Annotated in this window: 21 protein-coding genes; 8 read left to right on the plus strand and 13 right to left on the minus strand. The window is 60.5% G+C overall.

Annotation, left to right across the window (positions count from 1 at the left end):
* Positions 1-54 precede the first annotated feature (54 nt).
* Entirely contained in the window at positions 55-870 is an 816-nt protein-coding gene (lgt, locus tag AABM55_RS27765) for a prolipoprotein diacylglyceryl transferase (protein WP_054594511.1), read from the minus strand.
* Positions 871-967: 97 nt separating this feature from the next.
* Positions 968-1,750 (minus strand): sulfite exporter TauE/SafE family protein, encoded by a 783-nt coding sequence (locus tag AABM55_RS27770; protein ID WP_054594512.1) that lies wholly within the window; start codon positions 1,748-1,750, stop codon positions 968-970.
* A gap of 122 nt (positions 1,751-1,872) precedes the next feature.
* Between AABM55_RS27770 and AABM55_RS27775 the strand changes: the two genes are divergently transcribed.
* Positions 1,873-2,619, plus strand: a complete 747-nt coding sequence (locus AABM55_RS27775) for an NRDE family protein (RefSeq protein WP_347928266.1) — start codon at positions 1,873-1,875, stop codon at positions 2,617-2,619.
* 166 nt (positions 2,620-2,785) lie between these two features.
* On the opposite strand, the gene ptsP is transcribed toward AABM55_RS27775, so the two are convergent.
* Both ptsP and AABM55_RS27785 read right to left on the minus strand, forming a co-directional pair.
* On the minus strand, positions 2,786-5,065 hold the full coding sequence (gene ptsP / locus AABM55_RS27780; RefSeq protein WP_347928267.1) for a phosphoenolpyruvate--protein phosphotransferase: 2,280 nt from the start codon (positions 5,063-5,065) through the stop codon (positions 2,786-2,788).
* A gap of 22 nt (positions 5,066-5,087) precedes the next feature.
* A complete protein-coding gene (locus AABM55_RS27785; RefSeq protein ID WP_007897732.1) occupies positions 5,088-5,567 on the minus strand; it encodes an RNA pyrophosphohydrolase in 480 nt (159 codons plus the stop codon).
* A gap of 144 nt (positions 5,568-5,711) precedes the next feature.
* Between AABM55_RS27785 and AABM55_RS27790 the strand changes: the two genes are divergently transcribed.
* Entirely contained in the window at positions 5,712-6,368 is a 657-nt protein-coding gene (locus AABM55_RS27790; protein ID WP_347928268.1) for an HAD family hydrolase, read from the plus strand.
* Between the two features lie 168 nt (positions 6,369-6,536).
* On the opposite strand, the gene AABM55_RS27795 is transcribed toward AABM55_RS27790, so the two are convergent.
* Positions 6,537-6,962 (minus strand): DUF2269 domain-containing protein, encoded by a 426-nt coding sequence (locus AABM55_RS27795; RefSeq protein ID WP_347928269.1) that lies wholly within the window; start codon positions 6,960-6,962, stop codon positions 6,537-6,539.
* A gap of 39 nt (positions 6,963-7,001) precedes the next feature.
* The gene (gene ilvA, locus AABM55_RS27800) at positions 7,002-8,516 is read right to left on the minus strand and encodes a threonine ammonia-lyase, biosynthetic (protein WP_054594517.1); all 1,515 of its coding nucleotides are present in this window, start codon (positions 8,514-8,516) and stop codon (positions 7,002-7,004) included.
* Positions 8,517-8,856: 340 nt separating this feature from the next.
* Between ilvA and rpiA the strand changes: the two genes are divergently transcribed.
* Positions 8,857-9,531, plus strand: coding sequence for a ribose-5-phosphate isomerase RpiA (rpiA, locus tag AABM55_RS27805; protein ID WP_054594518.1), 675 nt, complete (start codon positions 8,857-8,859; stop codon positions 9,529-9,531).
* Positions 9,532-9,729: 198 nt separating this feature from the next.
* Here the strand turns inward: rpiA and AABM55_RS27810 are convergent, their stop codons facing one another.
* The 3 genes from AABM55_RS27810 to AABM55_RS27820 are packed head-to-tail and all read right to left on the minus strand — an operon-like array spanning position 9,730 to position 12,731.
* Positions 9,730-10,686, minus strand: coding sequence for an SdiA-regulated domain-containing protein (locus AABM55_RS27810; protein WP_347928270.1), 957 nt, complete (start codon positions 10,684-10,686; stop codon positions 9,730-9,732).
* On the minus strand, positions 10,631-11,296 hold the full coding sequence (locus AABM55_RS27815) for a fumarylacetoacetate hydrolase family protein (protein ID WP_347928271.1): 666 nt from the start codon (positions 11,294-11,296) through the stop codon (positions 10,631-10,633). Before AABM55_RS27815 ends, AABM55_RS27810 begins: the two co-directional genes overlap by 56 nt.
* A 40-nt stretch (positions 11,297-11,336) precedes the next feature.
* A complete protein-coding gene (locus tag AABM55_RS27820) occupies positions 11,337-12,731 on the minus strand; it encodes an FAD-binding oxidoreductase (protein WP_123581388.1) in 1,395 nt (464 codons plus the stop codon).
* Positions 12,732-12,935: 204 nt separating this feature from the next.
* Here AABM55_RS27820 and serA point away from each other — a divergent pair, with 204 nt between their 5' ends.
* Positions 12,936-14,165 carry a phosphoglycerate dehydrogenase gene (serA, locus tag AABM55_RS27825; RefSeq protein WP_054594522.1) on the plus strand — a complete coding sequence of 410 codons (1,230 nt, stop codon included), beginning with the start codon at positions 12,936-12,938 and terminating at the stop codon, positions 14,163-14,165.
* Positions 14,166-14,225: 60 nt separating this feature from the next.
* On the opposite strand, the gene AABM55_RS27830 is transcribed toward serA, so the two are convergent.
* On the minus strand, positions 14,226-14,663 hold the full coding sequence (locus tag AABM55_RS27830) for a DUF4399 domain-containing protein (protein WP_054594523.1): 438 nt from the start codon (positions 14,661-14,663) through the stop codon (positions 14,226-14,228).
* A 132-nt stretch (positions 14,664-14,795) separates the two neighbouring features.
* Here AABM55_RS27830 and AABM55_RS27835 point away from each other — a divergent pair, with 132 nt between their 5' ends.
* Positions 14,796-15,569 carry a transporter substrate-binding domain-containing protein gene (locus AABM55_RS27835; protein WP_054594524.1) on the plus strand — a complete coding sequence of 258 codons (774 nt, stop codon included), beginning with the start codon at positions 14,796-14,798 and terminating at the stop codon, positions 15,567-15,569.
* A gap of 176 nt (positions 15,570-15,745) precedes the next feature.
* On the opposite strand, the gene AABM55_RS27840 is transcribed toward AABM55_RS27835, so the two are convergent.
* Complete coding sequence (locus tag AABM55_RS27840; RefSeq protein ID WP_347928272.1) at positions 15,746-16,231, minus strand: DUF523 domain-containing protein; 486 nt, start codon at positions 16,229-16,231, stop codon at positions 15,746-15,748.
* Positions 16,232-16,233: 2 nt separating this feature from the next.
* Positions 16,234-16,866 (minus strand): 2OG-Fe(II) oxygenase, encoded by a 633-nt coding sequence (locus AABM55_RS27845; protein ID WP_347928273.1) that lies wholly within the window; start codon positions 16,864-16,866, stop codon positions 16,234-16,236.
* 132 nt (positions 16,867-16,998) lie between these two features.
* Between AABM55_RS27845 and AABM55_RS27850 the strand changes: the two genes are divergently transcribed.
* Entirely contained in the window at positions 16,999-17,751 is a 753-nt protein-coding gene (locus AABM55_RS27850) for a DUF2059 domain-containing protein (protein WP_054594527.1), read from the plus strand.
* A 127-nt stretch (positions 17,752-17,878) separates the two neighbouring features.
* On the opposite strand, the gene AABM55_RS27855 is transcribed toward AABM55_RS27850, so the two are convergent.
* On the minus strand, positions 17,879-18,832 hold the full coding sequence (locus AABM55_RS27855; protein WP_347928274.1) for an alpha/beta hydrolase: 954 nt from the start codon (positions 18,830-18,832) through the stop codon (positions 17,879-17,881).
* Positions 18,833-18,941: 109 nt separating this feature from the next.
* Between AABM55_RS27855 and AABM55_RS27860 the strand changes: the two genes are divergently transcribed.
* Entirely contained in the window at positions 18,942-19,526 is a 585-nt protein-coding gene (locus tag AABM55_RS27860) for a DUF6436 domain-containing protein (protein WP_347928275.1), read from the plus strand.
* Between the two features lie 102 nt (positions 19,527-19,628).
* Positions 19,629-22,040, plus strand: a complete 2,412-nt coding sequence (locus AABM55_RS27865; RefSeq protein ID WP_347928276.1) for a penicillin acylase family protein — start codon at positions 19,629-19,631, stop codon at positions 22,038-22,040.
* Positions 22,041-22,137 lie beyond the last annotated feature (97 nt).

Raw genomic sequence — 22,137 nt, forward strand, 5'->3', positions numbered from 1 at the left:
GTGTCCTTGAACCCGGGACCAAAGCCCCGGGATTCGAATGTAGAGCGCGACAGCTTAAGCAGTCGGGGCAACCGGAGCCGCCGGAGCACGGTGATAAGCCAGCCAGATCAGGAACAGACCGGCAAGGATCATCGGTACGCACAGAACCTGGCCCATGGTCAGCCAGTTCCAGGCCAGATAGCCCAGTTGCGCGTCCGGCACGCGGACGAATTCGACGATGAAACGGAAAATACCGTAGAACAGCGTGAACATCCCGGACACGGCCATGGTCGGCCGCGGCTTGCGCGAGAACAACCAGAGGATCAGGAACAGCGCCACGCCTTCCAGCGCGAACTGATACAGCTGCGACGGATGACGCGGCAGCTGTGCCGGGTCGCTGAACGGCGGGAAGATCATGGCCCACGGCAGGTCGGTCGGCTTGCCCCACAACTCGGCGTTGATGAAGTTACCGATACGCCCGGCACCCAGGCCGATCGGCACCATCGGTGCGACGAAGTCCATCAGCTGGAAGAACGACTTGCCATTCTTCCTGCCGAACCACAGGGCCGCCAGCATCACGCCGATGAACCCGCCATGGAACGACATGCCGCCCTTCCACACCTCAAAAATCAGCGTTGGGTTAGCCAGGTAGGCATTCAGATCGTAAAACAGCACATAACCCAGCCGGCCGCCGACAATCACGCCCATCGACATCCAGAAGACCATGTCGGAGAGTTTCTCCTTGGTCCAGGTCGGGTCGAAACGGTTCAACCGTCGCGACGCCAGCAGCCAGGCGCCGCCGATGCCGACCAGGTACATCAGGCCGTACCAGTGGATTTTCAGCGGGCCGATGGCCAGGGCCACCGGGTCAATCTGCGGGTAAGGCAGCATTGCGACTCCTCGTTAGAGTTGAAACGTAAAATTCCTGGCGTGACCGTGCCACGCCTGGATTAAGCCAGGATTGCGTCGCTGTTCCCGGCAAAAGAGCTCAAAGCAAAAAGCTCAAACCCACGCAAAACAGCAACGCGGCAAACAGTCTTTTCAGCAACCGCGGTGACAGCTTGTGGGCCAGTCGCGCACCGATGCGGGCAAAGACCATGCTGGTCAGGGCAATGCCCAACAGCGCCGGTAAATAAATGAACCCGAGACTATGAGCCGGCAGGCGTGGATCGTGCCAGCCCAGAATCATGAAACTTAATGCACTGACGAGCGCAATCGGCAGACCGCAGGCCGAAGAGGTGGCCACGGCTTGCTGCATCGGCACGCTGCGCCAGGTCAGAAACGGCACTGTCAGTGAGCCTCCGCCGACCCCAAAAATCGCCGAAGCCCAGCCGATCACACTGCCGGCCAGGGTCAGGCCGAATTTGCCAGGCACCGTTCGGCTGGCCTTGGGCTTGACTTCCAGCGCCAGCTGCAAGGCAATGACCAACGCGAACACGCCGATGATCTTCTGCAAATGCGGTCCCGAGATGGCTTCGGCCGTCAGCGCGCCAAAACCCGCGCCGATCAGAATCCCGACGGTCATCCAGACAAAAATCGGCCAGCGCACTGCGCCTTTCAGATGATGTTCGCGCACTGCATTGACCGACGTGAAGATGATCGTCGCCAACGACGTGCCGACGGCCAGGTGAGTCAGCACCGACACATCAAAACCCTGCAAGGTGAAACTGAACACCAGTACCGGGACGATGATGATCCCGCCGCCCACCCCAAACAGCCCGGCCAGCACACCGGCACAGGCACCCAGCAGCAGATAGAGCGGAAATTCCATGACTGCCCCCCCAAATAAGTGCGGCATGGTAACGGATGCATGGCCTCAAGCTCCACTGGATGGCGATGGATACCCGCCAGTTCTATGCGTAAAGTGGGCAAAAAGCCAAGAGGGATAACCCCATGTGCTTGATCGTCTTCGCCTGGCGGCCGGGTCACGCAACGCCGCTAATCGTTGCGGCTAACCGCGACGAGTTTTATGCACGCCCCAGCCTGCCGCTGGCGCAATGGCCCGAAACGCCGCAGGTGTACGCCGGACGTGACCTGGAAGCGGGTGGCACCTGGCTGGGCATTGGCGCCGACGGGCGCTTTGCCGCACTGACCAACATCCGCGACCCGCACCAGCCGCCGGCGCGCAAATCACGAGGCGAGCTGGTGGCACGGTTTCTCACCGGCGACTTGCCGATTGATCAGTATTTGGCCGACGCTGTCGACAGATCACCGGAATATGCCGGGTTTAATCTGCTGATCGGCAATCGTCATGAGCTGTGGCATTACAACGCGCGCACCCCTGGGCCAGGCAAACTGCAATCAGGCATCTATGGATTGTCGAATGCCGGGCTTGATACGCCGTGGCCGAAAGTGCTCAAGGCCAAGGCGGCGTTGAGTGAAGTCCTGGCCGACCCGCAGCCGCAGGCTTTATTGGCGCTTTTAGGCGACCCGCAAACGGCGCCGTTCGCCGACTTGCCGGATACCGGGGTTGGTCTTGCGACCGAGAGTTTATTGTCGAGCGTGTTTATTGCCAGCCCCATGTATGGCACGCGAGCGAGTACCGCGTTGATAGTGCGGGCGGACGGGACGCGGCATATGGTTGAACGAAGTTTCGGTCCGTACGGCGGGCATCTTGGGGAAGTGGAGATCAGGATTTAGCCCTGGCGCGATACTCTGTGGCGAGGGAGCTTGCTCCCGCTCGGCTGCGAAGCAGCCGTTAAACAGTCATCGCGCACAGACTGATAGAACACGCTGGCCGATTCAGGAGCACTTCGCACTCCAGCGGGAGCAAGCTCCCTCGCCACAAAAGCCCACTGTCACAGAGTCAGAGAGGCTTGATCGCTGCCGGATTGATCATCCGCGCCAACCCGAGATTCTTCAGCGCCAGTTGCAGCGAGCTGTGGATCACCTGCGGGTTGTCGATGGTCATCAGCTCGGCGAGCAGATCCCTGGCCCAGCTCAGGTTGATCTGGCGCAGCATCCACTTCACTTTCGGCAAGTTGGTGGCGTTCATCGACAGGCTGTCGAAGCCCATCGCCATCAACAGCACCGCTGCAGCCGGATCACCGGCCATCTCACCGCAGATACTCACCGGCTTGCCTTCGGCATGTGCATCGCGCACCACGTTTTGCAGGGCTTGCAGCACCGCCGGGTGCAGGTAGTCGTAAAGATCGGCTACCCGCGGGTTGTTACGGTCCACGGCCAGCAGGTACTGGGTCAGGTCGTTGGAGCCGACCGACAGGAAGTCCACCTGCCGTGCCAGTTCCTTGGTCTGATACACCGCTGCCGGAATTTCGATCATCACGCCAACTGGCGGCATCGGCACGTCAGTGCCTTCGTCGCGCACTTCACCCCAGGCGCGGTGAATCAGGTGCAGGGCTTCTTCCAGTTCATGCGTGCCAGAGATCATCGGCAGCAAAATGCGCAGGTTGTTCAGGCCTTCGCTGGCCTTGAGCATGGCGCGGGTCTGTACCAGGAAGATTTCCGGGTGGTCGAGGGTCACGCGAATCCCACGCCAGCCGAGGAACGGGTTGTCTTCCTTGATCGGGAAGTACGACAGTGACTTGTCGCCGCCGATGTCCAGGCTGCGCATGGTCACCGGTTGCGGGTGGAAGGCCGCGAGTTGCTCGCGATAAATCGCCAGCTGCTCCTTTTCGCTCGGGAAGCGCTGATTGATCATGAACGGCACTTCGGTGCGGTACAGACCCACGCCTTCGGCACCGCGCTTCTGCGCTCGCGCCACATCCGCCAGCAGGCCGGTGTTGACCCACAGCGGCATGCGGTGGCCGTCGATCGTCACGCACGGCAAGTCGCGCAGTGCATCCAGCCCCAGGGCCAGTTGCTTCTCTTCCTCGACCACGTCGGCGAACTGCTTGCGCAGCACGTCGCTCGGGTTGGTGTAGACCTCGCCGTGGTAGCCGTCGACGATCATCTGGATGCCGTCGACCTTGGAATACGGCAGGTCGACCAGACCCATCACCGTCGGGATACCCATGGCTCGCGCCAGGATCGCCACGTGGGAGTTGCCGGAACCGAGTACCGACACCAAACCCACCAGCTTGCCTTCCGGCACCTCGCCGAGCATCGCCGGCGTCAGTTCTTCGCTGATCAGAATGGTGTTGTCGGGATAGACCAGCGTCTGCTGACGTTCTTCCTGCAGGTAAGCCAGCAGGCGTCGGCCAAGGTCTTTGACGTCCGAGGCACGCTCACGCAGGTAGGCGTCGTCCATCAATTCGAAACGGTTGACGTGATCGGTGACCACCTGGCGCAGTGCACCCTGGGCCCATTGGCCAGTCTTGATCACGGTGGTCACTTCGCTGCCCAGCGAAGCGTCGTCGAGCATCATCAGGTAGACGTCGAACAGCGCCCGCTCTTCCGGCCGCAACTGCGTGGCAAGCTTGGCGGACAGCGCGCGCATGTCGGCGCGCACGCCTTCGATGGCGGTCTTGAACAATCCCAGCTCAGCGTCGATGTCAGCGATGGACTTGTCAGGCACCACGTCCAGATCGGCCGGAGGCAGCATGACCACCGCGGTACCGACCGCCGCACCGGGCGAGCCGGGTACGCCGACAAACTTTGCTTCCTGAATGCCCTTGCCTTGACGCCCCAGGCCACGGATCGAACCGGTGGCCTCGGCGTGGGCGATAACGCCCGCAAGCTGGGCGCTCATGGTCACCAGGAAGGCTTCTTCACCTTCATCGAACTGGCGACGTTCTTTTTGCTGGATGACCAACACGCCGACAACGCGGCGGTGGTGAATGATCGGAGCTCCGAGGAACGAGGCATAACGCTCTTCACCGGTTTCGGCGAAGTAGCGATAGCGCGGGTGATCCGCGGCGTTTTCGAGGTTGAGGGGTTCTTCACGCGTGCCGACCAGGCCAACCAGACCTTCGTTGGGTGCCATGCTGACCTTGCCGATCGAGCGCTTGTTCAAGCCCTCGGTGGCCATCAGCACGAAGCGGTTGGTTTCGGGGTCGAGCAGGTAGACCGAGCAGACCTGGCTGCCCATGGCCTCTTTGACGCGCAACACAATAATCCCCAACGCCGCCTTGAGATCCTTGGCGGAGTTAACTTCCTGGACGATCTTGCGCAGCGTATTGAGCATGGCTCGGGGTCGAACTCCGTCGTCAGTCGCGCGCTAAAAGGCGCGGGGCAAGCTCTTTGAGAGCGCGGCGATAAACCTCGCGCTTGAATGTCACCACCTGGCCCAACGGATACCAATAACTGACCCAGCGCCAGCCATCGAACTCCGGTTTACCGGTCAAATCCATCCGCACCCGCTGCTCGTTAGAGATCAGGCGCAGGAGAAACCACTTCTGTTTCTGGCCGATGCACAGCGGTTGGCTGTGCGTTCTGACCAGGCGTTGCGGCAAACGATAGCGCAACCAGCCCCGGGTGCAGGCGAGAATTTCAACATCTTCGCGCTCCAGCCCCACTTCTTCGTTCAACTCGCGGTACAAGGCGTCTTCGGGCGTCTCCTGAGGGTTGATACCACCTTGAGGAAACTGCCAGGCATCTTGATTGATACGGCGAGCCCATAGCACCTGGCCGGCATCATTCGTGAGAATGATCCCGACATTGGGGCGGAAACCATCGGGGTCGATCACGGCAACAACCTCGCAAACGCATGTCGTCGCATTGTTCCACAAAGGTTGTGAAGGCGGCAACGAAGCTTCCTACGTTATGTGCACTCTTGTGAAAAGACCGTATTCTGGAGGCCTTTTTACAGACTTTTCAGCGAGTAACTGCAAATGCGTCTGGCTTTATTCGACTTGGACAACACACTTTTGGGCGGCGACAGCGATCACGCGTGGGGCGATTACCTGTGCGAACGCGGTTTGCTCGATGCCGTCGCCTACAAAACGCGCAACGATGAGTTCTACCAGGACTACCTGGCCGGCAAGCTGGACCAGGCCGAGTATCTGAACTTTTGTCTGGAAATCCTCGGCCGTACCGAGATGACCCTGCTGGACGAATGGCACCGCGACTACATGCGCGACTGCATCGAACCGCTCGTGTTGCCCAAGGGCCTTGAACTGCTGGACAAACACCGCAAGGCCGGCGACCAACTGGTCATCATCACCGCCACCAACCGCTTCGTCACAGGTCCCATTGCCCAGCGTCTGGGCGTCGAAACCCTGATTGCCACCGAATGCGAAATGATCGACGGCCGCTACACCGGACGCAGCACTGACGTACCGTGCTTCCGTGAAGGCAAGGTGACGCGTTTGAATCGCTGGCTGGAAGAGACCGGCATGTCGCTCGAAGACAGCTATTTCTATAGCGATTCGATGAATGACCTGGCGTTGCTGGAGGAAGTGGCAAACCCGGTGGCCGTGGACCCGGACCCGAACTTGCGCGCCGAGGCACAGAAACGCGGCTGGCCGATCATGTCGTTGCGTGACTGAAGTCAGCGACTTTACCTGTGGTGAGGGAGCTTGCTCCCGCTCGGTCGCGCAGCGGCCGCAAATCCGGCCGACGCGCTCCACCTGACAAAACGTCTTAGCCGAATTCAGGAGCGCTTCGCGCTCCAGCGGGAGCAAGCTCCCTCGCCACAGTTGATCGCATGAATCAGGTCAAACCGGCTTCGCGCCCATCAACCCGGCAATCGCGATAAAGCAGACAAAACTGAACAACGCCAAGGCAAACGTAAACTTGCCGTTTCCACCCGCTGCAGTGCGCAGCTTGTTAAGCCGCACCAGCAGCCAGAACATCGCCAGCGCACCGACGGTGTAGATCACACTGGAAGCCAGAATCCACATCTGCCCCAGCGGCCAGCCCACCAGGTGCACCATCCACCATCCGGTGAACGGCATGCTCAGCAACGCCAGGCCCATCACCAGCCAGACAAACACCCACGGCCGCTGCAACGTGCGCGCGTGCGCCGTCACATCGCCGTTACGCCGCGTGCGCCAGACCCAGATCGCCAGGCTCAGTGCACCGATCAGCAACAACACCGTTGCCAGGACGTGCGCAACTTTCAGGGCGGTTAACGTTTCCATTGTTCGATTTCCTTATGGACTGGCCATCAGCGTAGACGCTCAGCCGAGGAACAGCTGATACGCCGGGTTGTCGCTCTCATCCCAATACGGGTAACCGATTTCTGCCAGCGCCGCCGGCACCAGATGGCGCTCTTCGTGCGGTACTTGCAGACCGGCAACCACCCGACCATCGGCCGCGCCGTGGTTGCGGTAGTGGAACATCGAGATGTTCCAGCGCCCGCCGAGCTTGTTGAGGAAGTTGAACAACGCTCCCGGACGCTCCGGGAACTCGAAGCGCAACACCACTTCATCGACGACCTGCGCCGCGCGTCCACCGACCATGTGGCGAATGTGCAACTTGGCCAGTTCGTTGTCGGTCAGGTCGAGCACCGGGAAGCCCTGCTCGGTCAGACTGGCGAGCAGCGCACTGCGCGGATCGTTTTCCGGGTGCGTCTGCACACCAACAAAGATGTGCGCTTCGCTGCCGGTGTTGTAGCGGTAGTTGAATTCGGTGATCTGGCGTTTGCCGATGGCTTCGCAGAACGCCTTGAAGCTGCCCGGTTTCTCCGGGATCGTCACGGCGATGATCGCTTCGCGACCTTCACCCAGCTCGGCGCGTTCGGCGACGTGGCGCAGGCGGTCGAAGTTGACGTTGGCGCCGGAGTCGATGGCCACCAGGGTCTGCCCGGTCACGCCATACAGCTCGACATACTTCTTGATCCCCGCTACACCCAAGGCGCCGGCAGGCTCGGTGATCGAGCGGGTATCGTCGTAGATATCCTTGATTGCCGCACAGATCTCATCCGTGCTGACGGTGATCACTTCATCGACGTAGTCCTTGCAGATATCGAAGGTGTGCTGGCCGATCTGCGCCACTGCCACACCATCGGCAAAGAGCCCGACGGTCGGCAGAACCACGCGCTCACCGGCCGCCATGGCCGCTTGCAGGCAGTTGGAGTCGTCCGGCTCGACGCCGATGATCTTGATCTCGGGCCGCAGGTACTTCACGTACGCGGCGATCCCGGCGATCAGGCCGCCACCGCCCACCGGGACGAAAATCGCATCAATCGGGCCAGGGTGCTGGCGCAGAATCTCCATCGCCACGGTGCCCTGCCCGGCAATCGTGTGCGGATCATCGTAAGGGTGGATGTAGACGTAGCCCTTTTCGTCGACCAGTTTCAGCGAATAGGCCAGGGCTTCCGGGAAGGAATCCCCGTGCAGCACTACTTTGCCGCCGCGCGAACGCACGCCTTCGACCTTGATCTCGGGGGTGGTCTTGGGCATGACGATGGTCGCTTTCACGCCCAACACCTTGGCCGCGAGCGCCAGACCCTGCGCATGGTTACCTGCCGAGGCGGTGACCACGCCACGGGCGCGCTCTTCATCGCTCAATTGGGTCAGCTTGTTGTAAGCACCGCGAATCTTGAACGAGAACACCGGCTGCAAGTCTTCGCGCTTGAGCCAAATCTTGTTGCCCAGCCGCTCGGAGAGCTGGCGAGCAGTCTGCAATGGGGTTTCTACGGCAACGTCATAAACGCGCGAGGTGAGGATCTTTTTGACGTACTGTTCGAGCATCGGAAAGCATCACTGAGCGGGTTGGGCAGGACCGAGGAGTCTAACCCGGCTTTTGCTCGTGCGACCACACGAATCCAGAGGTATTACAGTGCTTTTGTGGCGAGGGAGCTTGCTCCCGCTCGAGCGCGAAGCGGTCGCAACAAGGTTGAGTAGTTGAACCTGAAAAAATCGGGACTCAGATTCTACGACTGCTACGCAGCCGAGCGGGAGCAAGCTCCCTCGCCACAGAAGCCTCCCCGGCATGCCATACATACTCATTGGTCAATCGGACAATGACCTTCCCTGCCCCGCAGCCTATAATGCCGGCCTTCAGTTCCCCTTGCCCGCTTTCGGAGCCCGCATGACCCAGGATCAACTCAAACAGGCAGTGGCCCAGGCCGCCGTCGACTTCATCCTTCCAAAACTCGACGACAAGAGCATCGTCGGGGTCGGCACCGGCTCCACCGCCAACTGCTTCATCGACGCACTGGCCCTGCACAAGGGCGCGTTCGACGGCGCAGTTGCCAGCTCCGAAGCCACCGCCGCGCGCCTCAAGGGTCACGGGATTCCGGTGTATGAGCTCAACACCGTCAGCGACCTGGAGTTCTACGTCGACGGCGCCGATGAAAGCGACGAGCACCTGAACCTGATCAAGGGCGGTGGCGCAGCCCTGACCCGCGAAAAGATCGTTGCAGCCGTAGCCAAGACGTTCATCTGCATCGCCGACGCCAGCAAACTGGTGCCGGTCCTGGGCACTTTCCCACTACCGGTCGAAGTGATCCCGATGGCCCGCAGCCACGTGGCCCGCGAGCTGGTGAAGCTGGGCGGTGATCCGGTTTACCGTGAAGGCGTGCTGACCGACAACGGCAACATCATCCTCGACGTCTACAACATGCAGATCACCAACCCGGTCGAACTCGAAACCCAAATCAATGCGATCGTTGGCGTGGTCACCAACGGCCTGTTCGCCGCCCGTCCGGCAGACGTGCTGCTGCTGGGCACGAGCGAAGGCGTGAAGACCCTGCGCGCCAAGTAAGGCGAACACAAAACCTGTGGGAGCAGGCTCTTGTGGCGAGGGGGCTTGCCCCCGCTGGGTCGCGAAGCGGCCCCAAAACCTGCAATCGCGTTGCATCATGCACACCGCGTTCGCAGGATTTACGACTGCTCCGCCCGAGCGCGGACCGGCCGACGGGGGCAAGCCCCCTCGCCACAATGAAAACGGCGCCTTCCAGAGTTATGGCAGCGTGGGCTTCTTGAAGACATAAAACAGGTTGGGCTCGCTGACCAGGTACATCGTGCCGCTGTCGTCCATGGCGATCCCTTCTGCTTGCGGCACTGTTTTTTGCAAACCCTGACGCCCTTTGTTCAGCGACATCGTGCTTAACGGCCGACCGTCGATATCCAGCTCCAGCACCAGATGCGACTCATCCGACAGCGCCAGTAAATGGCCGCTGCGCTTGTCATATTGCAGGCTCGACAGGTCGCGCACGAACAGTCCGGCATCGCGCTTGGGGTTGTTGACCACGTGCACCGCGTAGGATTTCTCCGGGTTGTAATGCGGGAAGCCCTGCACTTCGTAGATCAGCATCGGGTCGCGCTCCTTGGCGACGAACAGCCGCTTGCCCACCGAATCATAGGCCAGGCCTTCAAAGCCCTTATTGCTGTTCATGTGCACGCCAAGGGGCATCTGCTCGGAATCTGCAGCGTCGAGAAACTCCGTTTCATCCGTCAGGTGAATCTTGATCAGGCGCTGCTGATATTCATCGGCGATCACATAGGTATCAGCACTGATGAACTCCACCGCTTCCGGGTCGCCAAATCCGATCAGCGTCACGCGGCGCAGGATTCGCCCGTCGAGGGACAGCTCGAGCAGCTCGGAGTTTTTATTGGTCACGGTGAACAGGCTATGGCGCACCGGATCAAACGTCAGCGCCGAAACGTCCGCGCTCAGCCCGTCAATGACCTTCGCCTCGACAACCACCTGGTAATCGTTGAGTGCCATGGACTGGCCGTCGGCCGGGTGCAACCAGGCTTGCAGGTTGAACCAGCCGCGCTCGAACAAACGATAATGCTGCCCGACTGCGCCCAACGCCACGACTGCAGCGAAGAGCACGATCAGGACTCGGCTTTGCAGTTTAGCGAACACTGCTCTTGAAGCTGCCGGCGCCCGGCAATTCCAGCACCAGTTCATCGCCAACGTTCAACGGACCGACGCCAGCCGGAGTGCCGGTCATGATCACGTCACCGGCTTGCAGCGAGAAGCAGCCCGCCATGTACTGGATCATTGGCACGATCGGGTTGAGCATCAAGCTGCTGTTGCCGTCCTGGCGAACTTCACCATTGATGGTCAGACGGATACCGATGTCGGCCAGGTCCGGGAAGGTGCTGCTGACCACGAATGGCGCCAGCACGCAGGCGCCGTCGAACGACTTGGAGATTTCCCAGGGCAGGCCTTTGGATTTCAGCTCGGCCTGCTTGTCGCGCAAGGTCAGGTCCAGCCCCGGCGCAAACCCGGAGATCGCGTCCAGCACTTCTTCGCGGCTTGGCTTGGTCGACAACGGCTTGCCGATCAACACGGCGATTTCTGCCTCGTAGTGGACCGAGCCACGCTCGGTCGGAATCGCAAAACCACCTTCCAGCGGCACCACGCAACTGCCAGGCTTGATGAACAGCAGCGGCTCGGTTGGCACCGGGTTATCCAGTTCCTTGGCGTGTTCGGCGTAGTTACGCCCGATGCACACCACTTTCCCGACCGGGAAATGAATACGTGTACCGTCGACATACTGGTGCTGATAGCTCATTACCGACTCCTGCCTTATAGATTCATCAGGGACAGCGGCTTCAAACAGCGAAGATTTTGCCCGGATTCATGATGCCGTTCGGGTCGAACACCGCCTTGACCGCTTTCATGTACTCGATCTCAACCGGCGAACGGCTGTAGGTCAAGTAATCCCGCTTGGTCATGCCCACGCCGTGCTCGGCGGAGATCGAGCCGTTGTACTTCTCGACGGTTTCGAACACCCACTTGTTGACGGTCGCGCACTTGGCGAAGAACTCGTCCTTGCTGAGGTTCTCTGGCTTGAGGATGTTCAAGTGCAGGTTGCCGTCGCCGATGTGGCCGAACCAGACAATTTCGAAATCCGGGTAGTGTTCGCCGACGATCGCGTCGATTTCCTTCAGGAAGGCTGGGACTTTCGACACAGTGACCGAAATGTCGTTCTTGTACGGCGTCCAGTGGGAAATGGTCTCGGAGATGTATTCGCGCAGCTTCCAGAGGTTTTGCAGTTGCGATTCGCTCTGGCTCATCACGCCATCGAGCACCCAGCCCTCTTCAACACAGTGCTCGAAGGTTTCCAGCGCATGGTTGGCCACTTCTTCGGTGGTCGCTTCAAATTCCAGCAGCGCGTAGAACGGGCAATCGGATTCGAACGGCGCCGGCACGTCGCCGCGCGCGAGGACTTTGGCCAGGGCCTTGTCGGAGAAGAATTCAAACGCAGTCAGGTCGAGCTTGCTCTGGAACGCGTGCAGCACCGGCATGATCGAGTCGAAATCGGCGGTGCCGAGGACCATCGCGGTGAGGTTTTTCGGGGCGCGATCAAGGCGCATGGTCGCTTCGACCACAAAACCCAAGGTGCCTTCGGCGCCGATGAACAGCTGACGAAGATCGTAACCGGTGGCGTTCTTGATCAGGTCGCGGTTCAGTTCCAGCAGGTCGCCCTTACCGGTCACGACTTTCATGCCGGCAACCCAATTACGGGTCATGCCGTAGCGAATAACCTTGATCCCGCCGGCATTGGTGCCGATATTGCCGCCAATCTGGCTGGAACCGGCGGAAGCGAAGTCCACCGGATAATACAGGCCGTGCTCTTCGGCGCGGTTTTGCAGCTGTTCAGTGACGACACCCGGCTGGCAGACCGCAGTGCGGTCGGTCAGGTTCACGTCGAGGATCTGGTTCATATAGTCGAAGGAAACCACCACTTCGCCATTCGCCGCCACGGCAGCAGCGGACAGCCCGGTGCGTCCACCAGACGGTACCAACGCAATCTTGTGCTCATTCGCCCAACGGACGATGGCCTGGACCTGCTCGGTGGTCTTGGGGAACACGATGGCCGTCGGGGCCGGGGCGAAATGCTTGGTCCAATCCTTACCGTAAGCATTCAGGGAGTCGGCATCGGTCAGCACCTTGCCAGGCTCAACCAGGGTCTTCAGCTCTTCAATCAGGGCGGGATTGGTCATCGACAGAACTCTCGAACAATTCATGGTCATCCTGAGCACGCTTCACGTCGCAGGAATGAGTGTTTGCGGGGTGCATATGCTAGCATACCGCCCCCGCAGGATAGTGCCCAAAGGCTGTTCTGCGGCGACGGCGTTCCTGCCGCTCGGGTCAGCATCTGCTGGCCACTTCCCTGCCATTTTTCTCCGGGACACAGGTTTACGCAGATGAGCAAGACTTCTCTCGATAAGAGCAAGATCAAGTTCCTTCTTCTCGAAGGCGTCCACCAATCGGCTGTCGACGTCCTCAAGGCGGCGGGCTACACCAGCATCGAGTACCTGACAGGTTCTCTGCCGGAAGCCCAGCTGAAGGAAAAGATCGCTGATGCGCACTTCATCGGCATTCGCTCCCGCACTCAACTGACCGAAGAAATCTTCGATCACGCGAAGAAACTGGTAGCTGTTGGCTGTTTCTGCATCGGCACCAACCAGGTCGACCTCAACGCTGCTCGCGAACGCGGCATCGCTGTCTTCAACGCACCGTACTCCAACACCCGTTCGGTGGCCGAGCTGGTGCTGGCTGAAGCGATCCTGTTGCTGCGCGGCATCCCTGAGAAGAACGCGTCCTGCCACCGTGGCGGCTGGATCAAAAGCGCGGCCAACTCCTTCGAAATCCGCGGCAAGAAGCTGGGTATCGTCGGTTACGGCTCGATCGGTACTCAACTGTCGGTCCTGGCTGAAGGCCTGGGCATGCAGGTGTACTTCTACGACACCATCACCAAGCTGCCACTGGGTAACGCCACTCAGGTCGGCAACCTGCACGAGCTGCTGGCGATGTCCGACATCGTGACCCTGCACGTTCCGGAAACGGCTGCTACCCAGTGGATGATCGGCGAGAAGGAAATCCGCGCCATCAAGAAAGGCGGCATCCTGATCAACGCCGCTCGCGGCACCGTGGTCGAGCTGGACGCCCTGGCGGACGCGATCAAGGACAAGCACCTGATCGGCGCGGCCATCGACGTCTTCCCGGTGGAGCCACGCTCCAACGACGAAGAGTTCGAAAGCCCGCTGCGTGGCCTGGACAACGTGATCCTGACCCCGCACATCGGCGGCTCCACCGCTGAAGCGCAAGCCAACATCGGCCTGGAAGTCGCTGAAAAACTGGTCAAGTACAGCGACAACGGTACGTCGGTGTCCTCGGTCAACTTCCCGGAAGTGGCCCTGCCGGCTCACCCTGGCAAGCACCGTCTGCTGCACATTCACCAGAACATTCCGGGTGTACTCAGCGAGATCAACAAGGTCTTCGCCGAAAACGGTATCAACATTTCCGGTCAGTTCCTGCAGACCAACGAGAAAGTCGGCTACGTCGTGATCGACGTCGACGCCGAATACTCGGACCTGGCGCAAGAGAAGCTGCAACACATCAACGGCACCATCCGTTGCCGCGTGTTGTTCTAACGCTCAAGCGCCAATAAAAAGGGAGACCCTCGGGTCTCCCTTTTTCATGCCTGGAAAAACTTACTTTACCGTCACGGTGATTTTTTTCGAGAGAATCGGCGGATCGAACGGCACGTGGTTCTTGTCGCCCAGCTCCAGTTGCAAGGTGTGCTTGCCCGGCGTCAGGGTCACTTCGGTTTCGGTCTGTGCCTTGCCGAAATGCAGGTGGTTGGCGTCCGCCGGGATCGGCATGTTCTCGGCTGGCAACTGGTTGACGTCAATCAGCAGGTGGTGGTGCCCGGTGTGCGGGGTCTGATCGCCGGCCGGCGCCAGGGCAATTTTTTCAACAGCGAATCGGACCTTGAAGGTTTTATCTACAGTCGCACCGTCCGCCGGAGAGACGATATACACCTTCGCACCCGCAGGGGCCTTGGTGCGGGGGACGTCCGCGGCGCTCGCCAGCATCGAAGCGCTGAGCATCAGACCAGCGAGAACTGCACGTGACATAAAGGTTTTCATTCTTTTCTCCAGTTTTGAACTTAATCTTTACGATTGTGACAACTTCGTAGCGATTCGTTGTCGAAGCACCTCAACACCATAGCAAAGCGCACCGAAACAGCGCGTCGCACATAACGAATTCAAGGAGTGACCATGCGCTTTCTGCCTGGCCTGATACTGTTGCTGCCCCTTGTGAGCCCTTTTGCTCATGCCGAACTGATCGACGATGTAAACGACCGTGGCGAGTTGCGCATTGCGCTTGAAGCCAACACACCACCGTTCAACTTCAAGGAAGACGGCAAGCTCAGCGGCTTCGAAGTCGAACTGGGCCAACTGCTGGCCAACGAACTGGATGTGCGTGCCGACTTCGTGGTCACTGATTCGGCCGATCTGTTGCCGGGGGTCGAGAGCGGCAAGTACGACGTCGCCATCAACCACATAGCACTGACTCCAGAACTCAAGGATCGTTTCGACTTCAGCGAACCTTATAGTTATTCAAGCGCACAATTGATCGTGCGCCAGGAAGAACAACGCCCGCTCGGTACTTTGCTGGCACTCAAGGGCCAGTCCCTGGGTGTGGCGCAAGGCAGCCAGTTCGTCGAACAGGCGCGCGGTGTTGAAGGTATTGACCTGCGCAGCTATCCCGACGCGCAGCAGCCGCTAAAGGATGTGGCAGACAAACAGATCGACGCAGCCATCAGCGATCGCTTGCTGATCCCCTACGCCATCCGCGACAGTCGACTACCGGTAAAAGAAGGGGCCAAGGTCGGTCCGACCTTGAGCCTGGCGATACCGTTTCAAAAAGGTAACCCGGCATTCCAGGCCAGCCTCGACCGGGCCCTGCAACGGATCAAGGCGGACGGCCGATTGATGACGCTGTCGGAGAAATGGTTCGGCATGGACGCGAGCCAGCCGCCGAAACCTTGAGGCCTACACAGTTCATTGTGGCGAGGGGGCTTGCCCCCGCTGGGGTGCGAAGCGCCCCTAAAACCTGCAACTGAGTACTACCCGATAAACCGCACCGACTGATTTGCGACTGCTTCGCCCGAGCGCGGACCGGCCGACGGGAGCAAGCTCCCTCGCCACAGGTTTTGTGCCTGGCGTTAATCCAGTGCAGCCAACGCGAGCGCAGCCTCGGCCAACTCCAATTCGCTGAACACTTGCACCCCATTGCGGGTCAGCAAGGCTGCGGTGACGCCCTCGCCGCTGACTTTGACCCCGCTGAAGGTCCCGTCATAGGTCAGCAGGTTGCCGCAGGACGGGCTGTTGGCCTTGAGCACGGCGATGCGGATTGCGTGTTTGCGGACCAGTTCCAGAGCCTGATGGGCACCCGAGAGAAACTCGGCGCTGACATCCTTACCCTCGGTCGTCATCACCCGCGCAGTACCATCGAGCACCTGAACGCCTTGCCCACCCGGAATCTCGGCCGCAGCCCGTGGTGTTGGCAAACCGCCGGCGACTTCCGGGCACAAAGGGACCACCCGACCTTCGGCGATCCACTGTTCCAGCTGATTGAACGGCCCGCTGGCCCCGCCGTCGTAACGCACGCGGTGACCCAGCAAACAACGACTCACCAGAATTTTCTGCATGATCAGAATAGCTCGTTGCCGCGCCGGCGAAACCAGCCTGTCAACGACAGGCGCTCACGGGTCGCAGGCAGGACTTCATGGGGCACTTCGCCCGACAGGAACACCACCAGGCAACCGCCAGTGGGTACCACGTCGTGCTCTCTGCCCTCCTCCAGGTACATCCGCAATTGGCCGCCATGCTCCGGCAGCCAGGCTTCATTGAGGTAGATGACCGCCGACACCATGCGCCGGTCGTCGTCACGAAAGCGGTCGACGTGCTTGCGGTAGAACGCGCCCGGCGGGTACAGCGCGAAATGGCTTTCGAAATCCTCAAGACCGAGAAACAACCCACGGTTCATCGCCTCGCGCAGGCTGTCCATCAACCCCAGATAGCTGTCGCAGGCCTCGTCTTGCCCGGGCTCAAGCCACTGAATATGGTCGCCACGAATCCCTTCGCGAATCTCCGAGAAAGGCCCGCGCCCCACTGCCGCTGGCGCCAGCTCACCTTCGGCTGCACGTTTACGGCACTCAGCCGCCAGTTCCAGGGTCAGAGCCTGGGGCAGGAAAATATTCTGCTGCGACCAGCCATGTGTAGCCAGGTCGTCGACGATACGTAACAGCAGCGGGTGATCAGAGGGTATTTGCATGGCGCGCATAGTATTCCTGCGCCAGAAAATCCGACAGAGCCGTGTAGCGGAGGATCGTCGGATAAGCTGACGAACCTGATACGAATTCTCGACAACCCGTGCCCGGCCCCGGAGAATAGTCGCCTGCCGACAGGAGTTCTTATGCGCCGTTTGCTTTTTTCACTGTTGATGCTCTGCACTTTGCCCGCTTGGGCAGACGGCCACGACCAGTTGTACAAGGTCGCCGGTTGGCCAGACCAACGCGCGCATTTTAACGATGCCCTCACTGCCGCCCAACAACGCTACCAAAGCAGCCTGCCGCCCGCGGTGTTTCAGGCGCTGGTCAGTAACAGCAACCAGCGCTTTGCCCCGCAAGCCATGGACCATCGAGCCGAAGCGCAACTGCGCAAAAACCTCGCTGACCCTGCACCTGCACTGGCGTTTTTCCAGTCGCCACTGGGGCGCAAGATCATCGCCGCCGAACTGCTGGCGACCCGCCGCGACCAGTTGGCGAAGAACGCCAAAGGCCTGCCGAAAATCGAAGCCAGTGACACCCGTCAGTTGATCATTGGCCATTTGGCCCAGGCACTGCCAGCGCGCGAAGCCGGAGCCGAAGTCAGCCTGGCGATTGCCGGCGTAGCGGCCGACAGCCTGAGCCAGATGATCCCCGGCCTGCTCGGCGGCGGTCAGGCCCAAGGCATGCTGGACGGCCAGCGTCAGCGCTTGATGGATCAGATCGGCTCCGACCTGAACAACACGTTGCTGTATGTCTATCGCGGCTTATCGGATGACGAACTCGAGGAGTTCGCCACCTTTGCCGAGTCCTCTGAAGGCAAGGCCTATTACCGGGCGGCGCTGGCAGCGATTCGGGCGGGGTTGGCGGTGGGGCAAAGCACCTCGAGCCTTAACCAATAATTTTAGGCACCTTTGAAACCCAATCGCGGGCAAGCCTTGCTCCTACGGTTTCGTGCTGGATCACCATTTTCTGAACGACCCGATTTCGTAGGAGCAAGGCTTGCCAGCAATGGCGTCATAACAGTCGCTAGCGATTCCGCCCGTTGATCCGCTTGGTCAAAAACCCGAAATACTCCTCGCGCAACGCCGGGATTTCATTTGCCAGATGATGGCGGGCCTCGGGCAGTTTCAACACCTGCGGCCGGTCGAACTTGCCCTCCAGCACTTCAAGGTTGTGCTCCCAATCCACCGTCATGTCCGCTTGCCCCTGGACGATCAGTGGCCGACGACTGCTGCGCGGAGCCGCTTCAATGCGCTTGATCCACCGCGCCAGCGCCCCGACCCAGACGCTCGGCAAACGCAGCGGTTGCAGCGGATCGGCTTGCAGGAATGGCAAGAACGCCGGGTCGTTGGTGTTTTCGCTGAAACGCCGGGCGATGCCTTTGACGAAAGGCTTCATCAGGTAATAGCTGAAATGCGACCAGCCCCAGGAGCGCGGCCGAACCAGCGGCGCAAGCAGTATCACCTGCCCTTGTGCAGGACTGTCCGCGCCAGCGTTCAACACGTGATCGATGACAATCGCACCGCCCGTACTCTGTCCACAGAGGTGCCACGGTTGCGGCAGGTCCAGCGACCGCGCCTCAGCGAACAGCCCTTGCAGCGCCGCCTGATACTCGGCGAAATCCTCGATGCTCGCGCGCTCGCCGCTGGACAACCCATGCCCCGGCAAATCACAGGCGATCACCACGAACCCCTGATCCAGCGCCCATTCGATCACATGCAGGTAAAGGCCCATGTGATCGTAGAAGCCATGGAACAGGAACATCGTCGCCACCGTCCGCTGCGGCCACCAGACCTGGCTGACCAACTGATAGTCACCGACCTTGAAGCTGCCGAGCCCGCGTTTGACCGGGACGCTGCGCTGCGGGAAATCCAGCCCGTAAAAGTGCTGATAAGCCTGCGCTTCCTCCGACAACGGCTGCGCCTCGGCCAAAGGCCGCAGGCTGGCACGCAGATGATCGGGGTCGAAGGTGGCAGGCATCACGGGTTTCCAGGCAAAGCGCGGCGCGCAAAACAGACTTTATGGGCCTGCGATATTCATCTGTCGCGGCAAGCATGGCAAGCTACGCGACCTTCGAGGATGGTTCCGTATGCGCCCGCACTACCGCACGACACTGCTTGCCAGTCTGCTCGCCCTTGTGTGTGCCGGCGTGCTGTGGGCCGCCTATGACTGGTTTCAGGGACGCTACCTGCGGGCGTTCAGTTCGCACACCGCGCTGTTTTCCGGCGATCCGCTGAACCTTCCCGCCAACCTGGCAGGCCCCGGCGCGATTCGGGTCGTGCACTTCTGGGACCCGGCCTGCCCGTGCAACGTCGGCAATCAACAGCACCTGGCCGAACTGCTTGAGCACTTTGTGCCGCAAGGCGTTGAGTTTTACGCGGTACAGAAGCCCGGCAGCCAGGGTCAGTTACCCAGTACCTTGAGCCGTCTGAAAACCCTCGACACCTTGCCAGGCTCCGAGCAAATCCCCGCCAGCCCGGCGGTCGCGATCTGGGACCGCAGCGGCAAACTGGCGTATTTCGGGCCCTACAGCGAAGGCCTGACCTGCAACTCCAGCAACAGCTTTATCGAACCGATCCTGCAGGCACTGAGCGAAGATCGCCCGGTAAGCGCCACGCATACCCTCGCGGTGGGCTGCTACTGTCCATGGGCGAAGACAGATGAAACTCACTGAGGCATTCCGGACTTTTCGAGGAAGGTAATGCCCGACGCACGAGGTCTGTGCTAAATGTTGACGCCCCAGGCTGGCGACAACCCCGAAGAACAAGGAGTCACCATGAAACGCGTCCTGACCCTATTGGCCCTGCTACTTGTCGTCCTCGCGGCAGGCGGTGGCTGGTATGTGTACAGCAAGCAACCGACGCGTCAGGGACAGGTGGAATTGCAACGCCTGCAAGGCTCGGTGACGGTGCGCTACGACGAACGCGGCGTGCCGCATATTCGCGCCGAGAACGAAACCGACCTTTATCGCGCCCTCGGTTACGTACACGCCCAGGACCGGCTGTTCCAGATGGAAATGCTGCGACGCCTGTCTCGTGGCGAACTGGCCGAAGTCCTCGGACCGAAACTGATCGACACCGACAAACTGTTCCGCAGCCTGCGCATCCGCGAGCGCGCCGAAAGCTACGTGGCCGCACTCGACCGCCAGTCTGCGGCGTGGAAGGCCCTGCAAGCCTATCTGGACGGGATCAACCAGTATCAGGACACCCACGCTGCGCCCATGGAGTTTGACGTACTGGGCATCCGTAAACGCGCGTTCACCGCCGAGGACACCGTCAGTGTCGCCGGCTACATGGCCTACAGCTTTGCTGCGGCGTTTCGCACCGAACCGTTGCTGACCTACGTACGCGATCAGCTGGGCAGCGATTACCTGAATATCTTCGACCTCGATTGGCAGCCCAAAGGTGTGCTGGCCAAACGTCAGTCCAGCAAAGCCCCGGTGCTCTCTGCCGCTGACTGGAAAGACCTCAACGCCATTGCGCGCCTGAGCGAACAAGCGTTGGCCGACAACGGCCTGCCGCAGTTCGAGGGCAGTAACGCCTGGGTGATTTCCGGCACTCGCACCCAAAGCGGCAAACCGCTGCTGGCCGGTGATCCGCACATTCGTTTTTCGACGCCGTCGGTGTGGTACGAAGCGCAACTCTCGGCGCCGGGTTTCGAGCTCTACGGGCAGCATCAGGCCCTGGTGCCTTTTGCCTTCCTGGGCCACAACCTGGACTTCGGCTGGAGCCTGACCATGTTCCAGAACGACGACCTCGACCTGATCGCCGAGAAGGTCAACCCGGACAATGCCAACCAGGTCTGGTATCACGGCAAGTGGGTCGACATGGTCAACACCGAGCAGCAAATTGCCGTGAAGGGCCAGGCAGCGGTCACATTGATACTGCGTCAATCACCCCACGGCCCGATCATCAACGACGTGCTCGGTGCCAGCGCCGGCAAGACGCCGATCGCCATGTGGTGGGCGTTCCTCGAAACCCAGAACCCGATCCTCGAAGGCTTCTACCAGCTCAATCGTGCCGACACCCTGACCAAGGCTCGCGCCGCGGCGGCCAAGGTTCATGCGCCGGGGCTGAATATCGTCTGGGCCAATGCCAAGGGTGATATTGGCTGGTGGGCGGCAGCACAACTGCCCAAGCGTCTGGCCGGGGTCAAACCGTGGTTCATACTCGACGGCAGCACCAATCAGGCGGACAAGGAAGGTTTCTACCCGTTCAGCGCCAACCCGCAGGAAGAAAACCCGGTGCGTGGCTACATCGTCTCGGCCAACTTCCAGCCGGTTTCGCCGACAGGCATGGAGATCCCTGGCTACTACAACCTGCCGGATCGCGGTCAGCAGCTCAACCGCCAGCTCAGCGACAAGAGCGTGAAGTGGAACATCGACGCCAGCCAGAAACTGCAACTGGGCACCACCACCGACTACGGCCCTCGCCTGTTGGCCCCGCTGTTGCCGGTACTGCGTGAGGTGGTCAGCGACCCGCAGGAGCTGCAACTGGTGGAGCAACTGGCCAAATGGAAAGGTGATTACCCGGTGAACTCCACCAGCGCCACACTGTTCAACCAGTTCCTGTTCAACCTCGCCGATGGCGCACTCCACGACGAACTTGGCGACAGCTTTTTCGAGACCCTGCTCTCGACCCGCGTGATCGATGCCGCGTTGCCCCGGCTGGCCGCCTCCGCGGATTCGCCGTGGTGGGACAACCGCAACACGCTCGGCAAAGAAACCCGCGCCGACATCGTCAAAGCCGCGTGGCAGGCCAGTATCGCCCACCTGAAAACCACCCTCGGCCCTGACCCGGCGCAATGGTTATGGGGCGACGCCCACACCCTGACCCACGGCCATCCGCTGGGCATGCAAAAGCCGCTGGATCGAATATTCAACGTTGGCCCGTTCGAGGCCCCGGGCAGCCACGAAGTGCCGAACAACCTCTCGGCAAAAATCGGCCCGGCACCATGGCCTGTGACTTACGGCCCGTCGACCCGCCGGATCATCGACTTCGCCGACCCGGCGCACGGCCTGACCATCAACCCGGTCGGCCAAAGCGGTGTGCTGTTCGATTCACACTACGATGACCAGGCCGAAGCCTATATCGAAGGCGTCTACCAGGAGGCGCATTTCAACGAGGAAGAAGTCACGGCCAATACCCGCAGCACCTTGAAGCTGTTGCCAGCGCGGGTGGCGCAATAACAGTAAAAGATCGCAGGCTGCGATCTTTTAAGGCCCTGAATGAGCAAGCGCAAAGCGCCCGAGTGGTCAAAACTGTACGTGTCGCACACCGTACATC

It is taken from the genome of Pseudomonas helvetica (genome assembly GCF_039908645.1).
In the GTDB taxonomy this organism is placed as follows: Bacteria; Pseudomonadota; Gammaproteobacteria; order Pseudomonadales; family Pseudomonadaceae; genus Aquipseudomonas; species Aquipseudomonas helvetica.

What these genes read in the sequence shown, in the direction of transcription:
- AABM55_RS27850 (WP_054594527.1), top strand. Translation starts at nt 16,999, where the DNA reads ATGCGCCGTTTGCTTTTTTCACTGTTGATGCTCTGCACTTTGCCCGCT.
- lgt (WP_054594511.1), bottom strand. Translation starts at nt 870, where the DNA reads ATGCTGCCTTACCCGCAGATTGACCCGGTGGCCCTGGCCATCGGCCCG.
- AABM55_RS27795 (WP_347928269.1), bottom strand. Translation starts at nt 6,962, where the DNA reads ATGGAAACGTTAACCGCCCTGAAAGTTGCGCACGTCCTGGCAACGGTG.
- ptsP (WP_347928267.1), bottom strand. Translation starts at nt 5,065, where the DNA reads ATGCTCAATACGCTGCGCAAGATCGTCCAGGAAGTTAACTCCGCCAAG.
- AABM55_RS27865 (WP_347928276.1), top strand. Translation starts at nt 19,629, where the DNA reads ATGAAACGCGTCCTGACCCTATTGGCCCTGCTACTTGTCGTCCTCGCG.
- AABM55_RS27860 (WP_347928275.1), top strand. Translation starts at nt 18,942, where the DNA reads ATGCGCCCGCACTACCGCACGACACTGCTTGCCAGTCTGCTCGCCCTT.
- AABM55_RS27820 (WP_123581388.1), bottom strand. Translation starts at nt 12,731, where the DNA reads ATGACCAATCCCGCCCTGATTGAAGAGCTGAAGACCCTGGTTGAGCCT.
- AABM55_RS27770 (WP_054594512.1), bottom strand. Translation starts at nt 1,750, where the DNA reads ATGGAATTTCCGCTCTATCTGCTGCTGGGTGCCTGTGCCGGTGTGCTG.
- serA (WP_054594522.1), top strand. Translation starts at nt 12,936, where the DNA reads ATGAGCAAGACTTCTCTCGATAAGAGCAAGATCAAGTTCCTTCTTCTC.
- AABM55_RS27775 (WP_347928266.1), top strand. Translation starts at nt 1,873, where the DNA reads ATGTGCTTGATCGTCTTCGCCTGGCGGCCGGGTCACGCAACGCCGCTA.
- AABM55_RS27790 (WP_347928268.1), top strand. Translation starts at nt 5,712, where the DNA reads ATGCGTCTGGCTTTATTCGACTTGGACAACACACTTTTGGGCGGCGAC.
- rpiA (WP_054594518.1), top strand. Translation starts at nt 8,857, where the DNA reads ATGACCCAGGATCAACTCAAACAGGCAGTGGCCCAGGCCGCCGTCGAC.
- AABM55_RS27845 (WP_347928273.1), bottom strand. Translation starts at nt 16,866, where the DNA reads ATGCGCGCCATGCAAATACCCTCTGATCACCCGCTGCTGTTACGTATC.
- AABM55_RS27840 (WP_347928272.1), bottom strand. Translation starts at nt 16,231, where the DNA reads ATGCAGAAAATTCTGGTGAGTCGTTGTTTGCTGGGTCACCGCGTGCGT.
- AABM55_RS27830 (WP_054594523.1), bottom strand. Translation starts at nt 14,663, where the DNA reads ATGAAAACCTTTATGTCACGTGCAGTTCTCGCTGGTCTGATGCTCAGC.
- AABM55_RS27810 (WP_347928270.1), bottom strand. Translation starts at nt 10,686, where the DNA reads ATGAACTGGTGCTGGAATTGCCGGGCGCCGGCAGCTTCAAGAGCAGTG.
- ilvA (WP_054594517.1), bottom strand. Translation starts at nt 8,516, where the DNA reads ATGCTCGAACAGTACGTCAAAAAGATCCTCACCTCGCGCGTTTATGAC.
- AABM55_RS27855 (WP_347928274.1), bottom strand. Translation starts at nt 18,832, where the DNA reads ATGCCTGCCACCTTCGACCCCGATCATCTGCGTGCCAGCCTGCGGCCT.
- AABM55_RS27815 (WP_347928271.1), bottom strand. Translation starts at nt 11,296, where the DNA reads ATGAGCTATCAGCACCAGTATGTCGACGGTACACGTATTCATTTCCCG.
- AABM55_RS27835 (WP_054594524.1), top strand. Translation starts at nt 14,796, where the DNA reads ATGCGCTTTCTGCCTGGCCTGATACTGTTGCTGCCCCTTGTGAGCCCT.